This is a genomic window from Paraburkholderia sp. EG286B (genome assembly GCF_040965655.1).
Taxonomy (GTDB): Bacteria; Pseudomonadota; Gammaproteobacteria; order Burkholderiales; family Burkholderiaceae; genus Paraburkholderia.
Genome location: NZ_JBFRCF010000016.1, coordinates 173,726 through 187,324, shown reverse-complemented (window position 1 = coordinate 187,324; position 13,599 = coordinate 173,726). Strand labels below are relative to the sequence as shown.

The window sequence follows — 13,599 nt, the reverse complement described above, 5'->3', positions numbered from 1 at the left end:
GGTATGTCGCGCAGTTGCTCGGGCCGTCCAGCACCGCAAGATGCTGGAGGATTTCGACACGATAGGTGCAGCCATCACGCGAGTTCGACACCGACTCGAAACGCGAGACGAATCCCGCGAACTTCCGCACTACCGCCCCCTCGTCAACCTGAAACCTGAACCTGGCGAGCTGGCCCAGGATATCCCGGCGCGCCACCGGCCCGGCAGTCGAGACCAGCGCCCTGATCCGGTACGGCTGGCAGCTCTCCTCGCGAACGGCCCACTCGACCACCGACAACCCGGGCGCACGCCGCTCGCTGCGTTCATCGCGCTCGTACCTGCGAGCCTTGAGGATGATGTCCAGATGCGCAGACTGGCGACCCGTGACCAGTCTCACCGGTTTGTCCGATTCCGCCATGGGGATTCCCTGTTCTGTAGTCCTGACCAGATGGCGCACCGTGGGCACATACCGCCGGAGCACCATCGCGCATGAGCCGCGGTGGCCAATGCGAGTCGCGAGCTAAGTTTCACCTGAACAGGTGAAACCCGCACTCGGACGCGTCTGAAAAAATCACAGGGGATGTGATACTTCGGTGCCCGCGTACCCGATCGCCGAGGCGCCCCGGTTAAATCAATGAGCCACGGTCGGTATAGCGAAGGCCTCGTGCATTGCGGGCGAGAGTTACCCACAGATTGCGTTGACAAGCTTGTGGAGAACACCCCGGACGAGTGCCCTAAGCCATTGATCGACAGGAAGTTTTCTGTTGCGTGAGCGTGGGAGGCAGTGACGGGCTGCGGGGGCGAGGCCGCAATACGCCCACCGGCATATCAGCCGTCGAGCGTATTGAAGACACTCACTACGCGGCAAGCTGCTTCATCTTCCCGTAGACGAATTGCCCGAAATACCACGAGAGATCGGAGTGGTTGAGGATATTCACGTCGGAGAGCGCCCCCGCCTCGAGCTTCAGGCGGCGCAGCATGAGCTTGCCGGCCTGCGAGGCGATGTAGAGCCGCACCAGCTCCTTGCGGGTCTTCTCGTCGGCCGATTCGAAGTGCTCGCGGCCTTGCTTGACCTCCTCGTTGCGCTGCGAGCGCGCCTCTTCGTCGCGCGCCGCGATGCTCTGCTTCACCGCCGTGGTCGCCACCGTCTTCGCGGTCTCCTGAGCGGTCGCGGCCACGGCCAGCTCGCTCTGGATCGCCACCATCTTGCGCTCGGCCTCCGAGACCTGCCAGTTGTGGCTCAGCGCCTTCATCAGATAGCCCGCAGGGCTCTTGGTCACCTTGCCCTGGTTGAGCCGGAAACGCGTGTATTCGATGGCCTGCTGGATGCGCTCGTCGGTCCAGCTCATGCGATGCTCCGCGATCACGTCGAACTGCTTGTTGGAGAGGCCGAACTCCTCCTTGAGCGTGAGCAGCAGGTCGTGCGCGTCGGGCTGCCGGGAGAGCAGCGCGGCGACCGTGTCCTTGCGCTTCATCCGGAAGCGGATCTTGTTGATTTTGCGCGAGGTTTCCGAGTCGGCCCGAGTTTCGTAGCTGAGGTCGATGTCCGATAGCTCATTGATCTGGCGCACCGCCGGATCGAGGTACTTCGGCCGGAAATGCTTGAACTCCGACGCGCTCGTACCGAGTTTGCCGGGCCAGCGCCGCATGACGTCGAGCTCGATCCAGTCGGTCAACCCGGCCGCCACGAAGGGCAGCACGTAGTCGTAGATCGCGCGCGCGTAGGTCTGCGAGAACGACGCCGTGATGCACAGGTTCAGCCAGTGATGCTTGTCGGGCCCGGTGATGTGGCGCAGCATGAGCGGCGGAATGCGGAACTGGATGCGCCCCTTGCCGATCTTGACGCTGCCCATCAGCTGCTCGGAAATCCACTGGTCGTCTTCGCTGGGCGCGCGGTCGGGCGGCGTGTCGGTCACCTCGATCAGCACGCGCTGCGCTTCCTTGATGACGCTCTGCAAATGGCGCACGTTGCGGCTCTCATAGCGCATGAGCCACTTGAAGTAGTTCAGGTCGACGTCGTAGATATCGCGCGGCGCGGGTTCCTGGGCGGCAATGAAATAGGCGGCATCGATGAAACGGCGCGAAGACAGCCCAAGCCCATTGATGGCGACGAACACGTTGTTGCGCTGAAAACCGATCTCGCGCGTGCTCTCATTGATCGGCTGGCCGGACATCTCCTCAAAGAGACCCAGCGACATCTGCAGTGTTGTAGTCCTCCGCCCGCTCTCCTCCGACATACGCACGCTCTCCCCGTCGACATTGGCGGGCACTCTATCACTACGCAAACACAAGTCAACACAATAAACGTTACCTCAAACAGGCACCCGATTTGGGTCGCGCACAAAAACCGTACCTGATCGCACAAATATCTCTACAGCGACCGCACATAAAACGGCACCTGGCCGCACATAAAACGGTGCAGCGAGCACATAGAACGGTGCTTTTGCACGGCAAGTGTTTGAAATGAAAGAAAACGCGTGCGTACGTTAGTTGGTTGGTAGGTTTTTATCTTTAAGTAAACAAACAAACCGCTCGCAAAAAAGATGCTCAACGCAAAATTCGACGTGTCGTGTCTCGCGATGCAGTCAGGGAATTCACGGCGGAATAGCTTCAAAGCCCCGCGCGTAAAGGCTCCCAGTGTTGCAACACCTGGACTCGATCTGCCTTTCGCCAGCCGAAACCCGTGGGAGGGTAACGATTTCTGTGCAGTTGCGGTGGTCTATGGAAGTGGTTTATGTGCAGAAGGTCTATAGACGATCCAGGATCGGATTGAATGCGCTGACGGAGGTCGGTGGGACGCGACTCAGGAGGGACTTTCCGACGCGAGGAATGGAAGGCAACGGATTTTGTGCACGGGCGCGCGACTCCGTGATAGCAACGTTTTTTGTGCACATCCTGGAGGGGGCCTGAAGGTAACGGTTATTGTGCGGTGGCGGTGCGGTAGTTCGGTCGTTCGCCGTCTGCGTGAGGTAACGAAATTTGTGCAGCTTTGACGTGGGAGACTCGTCCTGGTGGGAATTGGACCGCCTGGAGATAGGGAAACGGCGGCCGTACCTCACTTGGAGCGCGAATCGGGTGACGGTTTTTGTGCAATGCGGTTGCCAGGCGCGCGCGACAAGGCTTTCTCAGCGCGTACGGTAACGGTTTTTGTGCAATTGTAGCCGGCCAGACTGGGTAGCAGAAATCTGGGAAGCACAAAAATCGTTACCCGGCCGCCAGATCTGACTGTGCTGGGAGTTCTGGCGGTGGAACTGCACAAAAACCGTGACTACGCGAGGCGGATGTGAGCGATAAAGCTTGCACGGAAAGATCCGCAGCTGGATTTGCACAAAAACCTCGACCGATGATGTCGCAGCGAAGTGCTCTGGCCCTGGCGATTTGCACAAAAAATAGGCATACCGGAGGGAAAGGGCCTACAGCGGCCTTGGTGGCGTTGCCGGTTGCGCTGGTACTTTGCCCTTAGGAATGTTGCGCGAGGGCAATATAGACCGTTTTGACGGGTCATTTTTTTTCATATCACCCTCAATTAGTGTGTTTTCATACGCTTTTGCTGTATTCTACGCTTTATCCAAATTCTGATAAAAAGCGTATTAATGGCGAAAACTATCGAATTGCCGTCGATCGATCGACGTGTGGATCTTTCCGCGATCACTGAATTTGCCGAAGAGGCCGGTCGTCTATCTGAAGAGCTTCGGGAGATGATGCTGGCGCCGCGGCCGCGAAAGATGGCGCCCACATTTACGTCCGCTCAGGTCGCAGAGATGTGCGGCATTGATCGCATCAAACTGAACAACCTGCTCGCCACCCGCGAGGGACTCCCGCAAGGCGTGGCGCAAGGGTCCGGGCGCAGCCGGGTCTTCACCCTGCCCGAAGCGAGAACCTGGGTGCAGCAGGTTTCCGATATTTATCAGACACCGCTCCATACCGGCGTGCGCGATGCCGACGGCAAGGTGATCCTCGTTGCCAACTTCAAGGGCGGCTCGACGAAGACGACTACGACCATGTGTCTCGCCCAAGGCCTGACCTTGCGTGGTCGCAAGGTTCTGCTGATCGACCTCGATCCGCAAGCGTCGCTGACGGAACTCTGCGGTCTGTATGCTGAGAAGGAAGTGACTGAGGATAGCACGGTCCTGCCGTTCATCTACGACCCGCACATGGAAGGCGGCTTGCTCAATTTCGTGCAGGAAACCTACTGGGACGGGCTCGACGTCATTCCCGCGCACCCCACGCTGTTTTCCGCGGAGTTCCATATTCCCGGTACCGTGATCAAGAACCCGGGGTTCAAGTTCTGGGATCTGCTGCGCCAGGGCGTTGAGGTGCTGCGCAAGCAATACGACTACATCATTCTGGATACGGCGCCGTCGCTGTCCTACCTCACGATCAATGCGCTCATGGCCGCCGATGCGATGGTCATGCCGCTGGTGCCCGAGAGCCTGGACTTCATCAGCTCGGTGTCGTTCTGGAGCCTGTTTTCGGACCTCGCGCACACGATCATGGAACGCGGCGACGAGAAGACATACGACTTCGTTTCCGTCCTGCTTTCGAAGGTCGACTACGGCAAGACGTCGTCGGCACCGGTGGTGCGCTCATGGGTGCAGCGGACTTACAAGGACTGGGTGAACGCACTCGAGGTGCCGGCCAGCTCCGCGATGAGTAACGGCGCACTCGCCATGGCGACCGTGTTCGACATCAGCAAGGGAGACCTCGCTGACAAGACGGTGGCGCGCGTGCGTCAGCCGCTGACTGATTACGTACAGTGGATCGACGATCTTTACGTAGAACAATGGAGGGCCGGCAAGTGAGTTCATTCCGCGACAAAATGGCGGCGAAGACCCGTGAACTCGGTTCGTCTTCGGAGCGGCCAGCCGCCGAACGGCCGGCAGCCGTTGCTCCGGCCGAGCCGCGCCGCAGCAGCGCATTCAAGACCGGGCCTGGCATGCTCGGCGCGTTGGCGGTGGCGCAGCAGCGCATTCAGGAACTGGAGAACACAAGCGACAAGCTCATGCTTCCCGTGAACGCGATTCAGCCGAACCCGTGGCAGCCGCGCAAGATTTTCAGCGACGAAGGCCTTGCCTCGCTGGCTGAATCGATCCGCGAAGTCGGGCTTGTCGAGCCGGTCGTTGTTCGCCGCGCGGAGAACGGCTATCAGCTGATCGCCGGCGAGCGACGTCTTCGTGCGCACGCCCTGATTCAGGCGCAGGACATTCGTGCCTCCGTGATCGAGTGCTCCGATCAGGACATGGCAGTGCTCGCACTGGTGGAAAACGTCGGCCGCGAAGACCTCACCGATTACGAGATCGGGCAATCGCTACGGCGCGCCGAACGGGAGTTTCCGACCCGCAAGCGCATGGCCGAGGCGTTGGGAATGTCGCGCAAAGGCCTGTACCGGTTTTTGGCCTTTGAGAATCTGCCCGATTTCATTCGACGCGATCTTGATTTGAATCCGCGACTGCTCGGCGGGTCGGCCGCTGACGAGGTCGTCTCGGCAATCAAGAAGTTCGGTTCTGCGGGTCTTTCGGCAGCGCGCGAGTTGTGGCCGGCAGTGGTCGGCCGGACGCTGGATCAAGGCAAGCTGGCCGCGGCGATCGGAGCGCAGGCCAGTCGGGGTGAAGCGACGGAAAGCGTATCCGAGCGCAGCATCGAGAAGATCTTTTCGGGCAAGAGCCACGCCGGCAGCATCACCAAGGACACCAACAGCTTTACGGTGAAGCTCAAGACGGGCGTGTTGTCGGATGCCCAGGAAACGCAAATTCGGGAGCTGATTAGCCAGCTGTTCAATGTGAAACCCGGGTGATTGAGCCTCGAGGTTGTTGGTGTGGATGGGAGCCCGCTTTGGCGGGCTTTTTCTTTTTGCGCGTTAGATTGTGTGTCGAGTTGACACACAGGGGCTCGTTGGACGAGAGCGAGGGGCGTGTGTCGAGTCGACACACCGGCAAGGTAAATCGAACTGGGCGGCGCGGGCGATGACAATGCTGCGCACGATGCGTGGATTCCGGTTGCAGTCAGCGTGTCGAGGGTTGGTCGGTGGGGGCGGCGCACCCAGACGTTGGGACCGTCGATCGGCCTCGTGTGTCGAGTTGACACACAGGAGCTCGTTGGACGAGCGCGTGAGGCGTGTGTCGAGTCGACCACGGGCAAGGTAAATCGTGGCGGGGAGGTGCGGGCTATGACAATGCTGCGCACGGCGCGTGGATTCCGGTGGCAGTCAGCGCGTCGAGGGTCTGTCTTTGGGGGCGGCGCATCCAGACGTAGGACCGTCAATCTGCCTCGTGTGTCGAGTCGACACACAGCGGTGAAAAGGTGTTTGGCTTGCGTCGTGTCGAGTTGAGTGGTTATCGATAATGCCTGCGTTCGTCCGGCGATCGGTTATGTGTCGACTCGACACACGACCGATGATCATGCTCGTCGAAAGACGAAACATGTAGCCGCCTCGAGTACTCCGTCGGCGACGCTCACGGGTTGCCGGCGGTGTGAGGCGCGCTCTAGAGCCACGATCGGCGGTCCTCGAATTCATTTGCTTGGGGTTAGGCGCTGTGTCGAGTCGACACACGCGGACCGTGGCTGCAAACCGCGAGAGTCATGAGGCGCACTACAACGAGCATGGGGATGACGTCATCTCCCCAGCGCCTTCATCGTGCTGTGTGTGCGAGGACGATTCATCGCTTGTTCGCTCGCATGCTGACTTGCCACCCGGAGCAGTGTGTCGAGTCGACACACTGTCGCGGCTTCATCGCGGTCGCCGCGTGAGGAGATTGCGATCCAGGACAAACCTCATCGTTGGGGCGGGAACGAAGGATGAGGTCATCTCCTCGGCTGCACTCGTCGTGCGGTGTGCCATGGTCCATCGCTCGGTTGCTGATTTGTTGGCCGAGGCGATGTGTCGAGTCGACACACGGTCGTTGCCACCCCGCGGGGGCGGTCTCTGGTGACCGTGATCTGGGACATGCCACATCGGTGGCGCGCGCGGTTCGTGAGGAAGCGAATACGTCCAAAGCGCTTGGTGGCCCCTAGGTGTGAAAAGGCGATCCACATCGCGCAGATGTCCCGCGCGCCTGGCCGCCGCGGGTGCAATCGGCGTTGCCAGCACGTGTGTCGACTCGACACACCGCCGGCATTTCCCAACCTTTGCGGCTCCTAATGGGGGGTACCCGCTCGCCAGTGGAAGACGAAGCCGCCTCCGCCACTCCGACTGAGATCAAGCTGCTTTAAAGAACTGGAGAAGCGCCATGTTCCGCATCGTCTCCTGGAGAACGAGTGCTGCCGGCAATCGGCGGGGCACTTGCATGGTCCGATGGGCTGCATCGCACGATCCTCCGGCCGCTCCTATGACTTGCAGTTGCTGGTTGCCGTATGCACCAACTGCGACGTTGCACCAACTCCTGGGTTGACCGCCAAAGCGCCCGCACAGACAGTCCTCCACACGGCGTGGAGCCATGGCTTACCAACATCGCCGACCTCGATTTCCCCCCGACGCCTTTTCGGCGATGAACGCCCTCCATCCATGCGTCACAACAAAACTCACGCATTGTGCTCATGCTCAATCAGTGTACGAGCGCTGTCAGCCCGTTGAGCCGACGTTTTGGCGGTGGCGGGCGGCGCCATGTACTCGCGTCCGCCGCTTGCGCTTTGCCTTGAGATTCCAACCCGATTGCCTCCGGCACAGCCGACGCAGCACCGCCCAGTAATGCTCACGTGACGCCTGTTTTTGAGAGGACCGGCAAGCCCAGCGAGCGACAGAACGGATAGCCTGCGGGTCAGAGGCGAGCTCGCCGTGCGCGGTGTGGGAGTGGGGTAGGACCGCTCGTCACGGTAACGTGCCACGGCGCTTGGTCTCCGCGTTCCCGCGCTGAGCTTGCTCGGTTATTCGTTGCTCATCCGGCGAGCGACGGTAGACGGTAGAGCGTGACTTCTCGTGACTGAATAGATCGCCTACATTCGTGCAACAACTAAGCGCTACTAATGCAACTAACTGTCTACGTCAGTCAGTACCGCCGAAGATGAAGCGAGCGATGGCGGACGCGTGCGCCCAGTGCACCGGCCACCTAAAACGAGAAAGCCACGTAGCGACCAACGCTCCAACACCGAGAAAATACAGCAGAGAAGTGGAGCACCATCGGTAAGCGAGCGAGCCGCACAGTGGCCTAGACGAGGCGAACAGCAGCCACATCGCGAAAAGCCACGCGGTGCGACGCGCCGATCCACCCTCAGAAAGCCAGCAATCCACCGTGAAACATTTCACTCAAAACCGAGAAATCGGTGAAACTGTTATCCCACGGGCGTTTGATGCCTGAAACAATCCAAATTCTAGTACTTGTTTCACGGGCATACCGGCTCTCCGACCCCGAAACACAGTCAGGATGGTGGTCAACGAACTAAAACTCACCTCGTCGGTGCCGATCGTATATTTCAATACGTATTTTGTAGTTCTCGAACTTCGGGCTGAAGTCATGTGCGAAGCAGCGCTTTACCCCGCGACGTTACCTGAAGCCGCCCCAGCCGCGTCGATTAAAATTGGGCCCCATTGCCGAGCCACATTCCAGGGCTTCGATCCGGGCCCATAGTCGTGCTCACATCGCCGGCGCGCATCACTTGCCGCTCGCGCGATCCAGCAGCAATCGCCCTTTCTCCATTCAGCGCCCGCAAACACCATAGAGGACACGTCGTGAAGTTCATCCACGCGGCAGACCTACACCTCGACAGCCCGCTCCATGGCCTGAGCGCCTATCCCGATGCGCCGGTCGCCCAATTGCGCAACGCCACGCGCGAGGCGTTGCGCCTGCTCGTCGATCGCGCCATCGAAGAAGAGGTCGCGTTCGTCGTCATCGCCGGCGATCTCTACGACGGCGACTGGAAGGACCACAACACCGGCATCTTCTTCGGCCAGCAGATGGGACGTCTGCGCAATGCGGGCATTCGCGTCTTCGCGTTGTGGGGCAACCACGACGCGGAAAGCGAAATGACCAGGAAACTCACATTGCCGGACAACGTGGTGGTGTTCAGTCATCGCAAGCCTGAAACCCACGCGCTGCACGACATCAAGGTGGCGCTGCATGGGCAGAGCTTCAAGGACAAGGCCGTGGTCGAGAATCTCGCCGCGGGCTACCCGTCGCCGGTTTCCGGTTACTACAACATTGGTGTGCTCCACACCGCGCTCGAGGGCTATGCCGCGCACGCGACTTACGCGCCATGCACGCGTGCCGAATTGCACGCGAAGGGCTACGACTACTGGGCACTCGGCCACGTGCACGAATTTCAGCAGTGGGCGGAAGAGTCGACCATCGTCTTCCCCGGCAATCTGCAGGGCCGGCACATCCGCGAAACGGGGCGCCGCGGCGCCGTGCTCGTGAGCATCGAGGGCGGCCGCACGGAGGTCGAGCGTCTCTACCTCGACGTGCTGCGCTGGGAGTCGGTGCGTGTCGACGCGAGCGATTGCGAAAGCGTCGCGGATCTGTCGCGCAAGATCGGCGCTGCGCTCGAAGCGCTGTTGGCCGTCGACGCGCATGTGCCGCGCGCGGTGCGCGTGACGGTGACGGGCAAGTCGCCGGCCCATGGACTCTTTTTCGGGCGCGCCACGCAATTGCGCGCCGAAGTGCTCAATCAGATCGGCATTATCGGCAATGACAAGCTGTGGCTCGAAAAGGTCAAGCTCGAAACGAGCGCCGCCGATACGGCTGCTGCACAGAACGAGCAGATCGAAGCGATTGCCGATCTCAAACTGCTACTCGAAGCCGCCACGCAAGACGCCGAATTTCTCGCACTGCTCGAACGCGATTTGCGTGCCTTCGTCGGCAAGGTGCGCAGCGAAGTGAAAGAAGACGCGCCACTGCTCGAACTCGCCCGCGAGGGCAAACTCGCGGCGCTGGTGGAGCAGGTCGGCCCCGCGCTGCTTGCGCGCCTTTCCACGGGAGAATGACCAGTGCGTCTCAAGCAACTCGATTTGATCAAATACGGCAAGTTCACCGATACGACCCTGCCGTTTCCCCATGCGGCGCACGATTTCCACGTCATCGTGGGGCCGAACGAAGCGGGCAAGTCCACGGTGCGGACCGCCGTGTCGGAGTTGTTGTTCGGCATGCGCCTGCAAACGCCGCTCGACTTTCTCCATAACACGCCGGAATTGCGCATCGGCGGCGTGCTGGAAAACGGCGCGGCCGAGCAACGATTTCATCGCGCGCGCGGCCGCAACTCGCTGCGTACTCCGCAGGACGACAAACTGCCCGACGACTTTCTCGCCGCATTTCTCGACGGCACGAGCAAGGAGTTCTTCGAGCAGATGTTCGGCCTCGATCATGCGCGGCTCGTTGAAGGCGGCCGCAGCATTCTCGACGCATCGGACAAACTCGGCCAGGTGTTGTTCGAATCGGCGGCGGGTGTGGGCAGCCTCGGGCCCGTGCGCGAGGAACTCGAGAATCGCGCGGCCGAACTTTGGGCTCCGCGACGCAGTGGCAGTGCGTATGCACAGGCGGAAACATCGTTCGCCGAGGCAACGAGCGAACTGAAGGCCGCGCAGGTGCGCACGCGCGATTGGGTCGAGAAGAAAGACGCGCTCGAAGCGGTCGAACAAGCTATCGAGCGGTTGCGCGCCGAGCAGCGCAGTCTCGAATCGCAGCGCTCGAAGCTCGAACGCGTGCGCCGCCTCGCTCCCTATATAGAAGAGCTTTCGCTCAAGCAGCACGAGTTGGCCGCATTGGGCGAGGTCGTCGATTTACCGCCCACCGCGCATGCCGATCTGTTGAAGGCGCAAGCCGACATCGCCGCCGAGCGCAAAGTGCAGCAAGCGCGCCAGGCCGATCTTGCGGGCAAAGAAGCGTCACGCGATGCGATCGAGCCCGATCGTGCGGCACTTGCACTCGCCGCCGAAATCGACGCGCTCGACACGCTGCGCGGCGAATGCGTCAATCATCCGCGCGAATTGCTGGTGCGTGAGACCGAGGTCCGTAACTATCTCGACGCCGCATTCGCCGCTGCGGCCCAGCTAGGCTGGCCGGGTGACGAAGCCGCATTGCGCGCGGCATTGCCCGGCGCGCTCGCGCTGAAGACGGTGACGAACCTGCTGCGCGATCACGGTCTTCGCGAGCAGGCGCTCACTACGGCACGCGAGGCATATGACGAACAGACGCGCAAGCTCGCTCAATTGCAGGAGCAGCTTGTGCGCCTGCCCGGCATCGACGTGCCGCATGCGTTGCACGCGGCGCTCGACGATGCGCACGAATTCCGCAACAGTGTGACGAAGGAAAGCGCGCTCGAACGCGAACTGGCGGACGCGCAGCGCACGGTCGAAGAGAAACGCCAACTGCTGGGCCAGTGGAGCAAGCCGGTGCCGGCGTTGCGCGCGCTCGACCTGCCATCGGTCACGCGTCTGGCCGCACTGCAAAAGGAAGAAAGCGAGCGCATTAGCGCGGTGGCCGCAGCGCGAGAAGCGGCTGCGGCCGCGCAAGAAGAGATCGAGCGATTCGAATTGCAGGAGACGCATTTCACGCAGGGCAACAAGGTTGTCACGACCGCCGAAGTGCAGGCGGCGCGCACGCGCCGCGACAGCGCGTGGGACGAAGTCAGGCAGGCGCGCGTCAGTCTCGCGGATGGCGCACCCGCAGTGGACGACGCGATGCGCCTCGCCGACGAACTCGTCGACGCGCAACTCGGCACCTCGCAGGCGGCGGCTACATTGCAGAACTTGCGTCAGCAAGTCGAGACGGCGCGCGCGAATGCGCAGCGCAAGCTTGCGGCGTTGAGCGAACGCGAGCGCGAACTTGAAGCCTTTCGCAATTCCTGGACGCAAATTGCCATTGACGCGCAACTGGCTGGCATGACGCTTGCGGACATGGGCGCGTGGCTCGCGAATCGTGAAGCGGCCCTCAACGCACAGAGCGAAAGCGATCGCCGCGCGAGCGAGCTCGAAGCGCGTCGAGCGGCGCGCATCGCCGCGCATGCGGCGCTGCTCGAAACCTTGCGCCCGGTCGCACAGGCAAACGAAGACGATGCGCTGACGACGCTGATCGGCATGGCGGAAACCGTCGTGCAATCGGCTCACAAGAGCGCCGTGCAGCGCGAAGGTCTGGAAACGCAGATTCGCGACGCCGAGCGTGCGAGCGAAGCTGCACAATCCCGTTTGACGATTGAACAGGACGCCTACGCAAAGTGGCAGACGCAATGGCGCGAGGCGCTTGCGCAAGCGAATCTCGGCGCACGCGCGGCGACGCTCGCGGCGGCGGAAGGCGCCGTCGAACTCGCCAATGCCATTGCGGCCGCTTTTTCGGATGCCGAAGCACCCCGCAACCGCATTCGCGCGATTCGCATGCAATTAGCGATGCTGGAAGCCGACGCGCGACGCCTCGCCGAGACGCTCGCGCCCGAATGGCCCGCGTCGAGCGACGGCATCGACGTGGCGCGTCAGCTCGCGGCGCGGCTCGCAACCGCGCGCGAAACGGCGAAATCTCTCGCCCAGGCCGATGCCGACGTGCAGGCCGCCCGCACGCGCGTAGCCGATGCCGCCGCGGCGGTAGCGGGCGCACAGGCGCGCATCGAGCCCATTCTGAAACTCGCGGGCGTGAACGAAATCGACGCGGCATTGCCGCTCGCCGAGCGTTCCGACGCGCGTCGCGCACTGTCGAAAGCGATCTCGGCGGCGCGGGACACGCTCGTGCGCGAAGGCGACGGACTTGCACAGGATGCCATCGCGGCAGAGATTGCGGAGCAGCCCATCACCGAGGTACCCGCGCTGCTCGCAACCGTGAACCAGCAACGCGAAGCGGGCGACCGCGCGTTGAGCGAGTGCCTGCAGCAACAGGTGAGCGCGAGGCAAGCGTTCGACGCGATCAACGGCCAGGCCAAGGCCGCGCTCGCCGAAGCGAAGCGCCAGGAAGCCTTGAGCGCCATGGGCGACGCCGCGGAGCAATATCTCGAAGCCGCGACCGCGAGCCGCCTGCTCAAATGGGCAACGGATCGTTATCGCGATCAGAAGCAGGGGCCGATGCTGCGTCGCGCGGGGGAAATATTCAGGGGACTCACGCTCGGTGATTTCGCGCGGCTCGTGGTCGATAACGAACGCAATCCGCCGGCATTGCATGCGCGCCGCAGCACCGGCAAAACCGTGGAAGTGAGTGGAATGAGTGAAGGCACGCGCGACCAGCTTTTTCTCGCGCTGCGCATCGCGGCCCTCGAATTGCAGCTGGTGAGCAAGGCGGCGCTGCCCTTCGTTGCCGACGATCTCTTCATCAATTTCGACGACGAGCGCGCAAAGGCCGGTTTCGCGGCATTACGGAATCTCTCCGCGAAAACCCAGGTGTTGTTTCTCACGCACCACGATCACCTTTTGCCCATGATTCGCGAGATATTCGGCACGCAGGTCAATGTCGTCGAATTGCAGCGCACGCCTCTCGTTGCGTAGCGGTGCGAATGTTTCTCAATGAGAATTCATGGGAACTTTGTTTGCGGAACGATCAATAATCTGATCAGGAAACATGTTTTTCACTACAAAACATTCGTTTAAATTTGCCAGTTTGCGGGATTTGACTTCATAATCACCTTGTCTTTCGCGACGCCCCGGCCGACAAGATCGCAATTCGATCGGCCAGTGATGGTTGAAGGGTGTCCGTAAAAACCGTGAATAAGGAGGTGTGA

Annotated in this window: 6 protein-coding genes; 4 read left to right on the top strand and 2 right to left on the bottom strand. The window is 61.4% G+C overall.

Annotation, left to right across the window (positions count from 1 at the left end):
* Both AB4Y42_RS30360 and AB4Y42_RS30355 read right to left on the bottom strand, forming a co-directional pair.
* Window positions 1–397, bottom strand: a 397-nt coding sequence (locus tag AB4Y42_RS30360; protein WP_368696211.1) for a hypothetical protein, incomplete at its 3' end; no start/stop codon positions are given.
* Window positions 398–836: 439 nt separating this feature from the next.
* The gene (locus AB4Y42_RS30355; RefSeq protein ID WP_368696210.1) at window positions 837–2,177 is read right to left on the bottom strand and encodes a replication initiation protein; all 1,341 of its coding nucleotides are present in this window, start codon (window positions 2,175–2,177) and stop codon (window positions 837–839) included.
* Window positions 2,178–3,572: 1,395 nt separating this feature from the next.
* On the opposite strand from AB4Y42_RS30355, the gene AB4Y42_RS30350 reads away from it, so the two are divergent.
* The 4 genes from AB4Y42_RS30350 to AB4Y42_RS30335 all read left to right on the top strand — a co-directional run bounded on the left by AB4Y42_RS30350 (window position 3,573) and on the right by AB4Y42_RS30335 (window position 13,366).
* Window positions 3,573–4,781 (top strand): AAA family ATPase, encoded by a 1,209-nt coding sequence (locus tag AB4Y42_RS30350; protein WP_028208684.1) that lies wholly within the window; start codon window positions 3,573–3,575, stop codon window positions 4,779–4,781.
* The gene (locus AB4Y42_RS30345) at window positions 4,778–5,773 is read left to right on the top strand and encodes a ParB/RepB/Spo0J family partition protein (protein ID WP_368696209.1); all 996 of its coding nucleotides are present in this window, start codon (window positions 4,778–4,780) and stop codon (window positions 5,771–5,773) included. Before AB4Y42_RS30350 ends, AB4Y42_RS30345 begins: the two co-directional genes overlap by 4 nt.
* A gap of 2,868 nt (window positions 5,774–8,641) precedes the next feature.
* Window positions 8,642–9,892, top strand: a complete 1,251-nt coding sequence (locus AB4Y42_RS30340) for an exonuclease SbcCD subunit D (RefSeq protein WP_368687348.1) — start codon at window positions 8,642–8,644, stop codon at window positions 9,890–9,892.
* Between the two features lie 3 nt (window positions 9,893–9,895).
* Entirely contained in the window at window positions 9,896–13,366 is a 3,471-nt protein-coding gene (locus AB4Y42_RS30335) for an AAA family ATPase (protein ID WP_368696208.1), read from the top strand.
* The last annotated feature ends 233 nt before the right edge of the window (window positions 13,367–13,599 follow it).

Coding starts and splice junctions, on each gene's coding strand:
- AB4Y42_RS30355 (WP_368696210.1), bottom strand. CDS start 2,177: ATGTCGCTGGGTCTCTTTGAGGAGATGTCCGGCCAGCCGATCAATGAG.
- AB4Y42_RS30350 (WP_028208684.1), top strand. CDS start 3,573: ATGGCGAAAACTATCGAATTGCCGTCGATCGATCGACGTGTGGATCTT.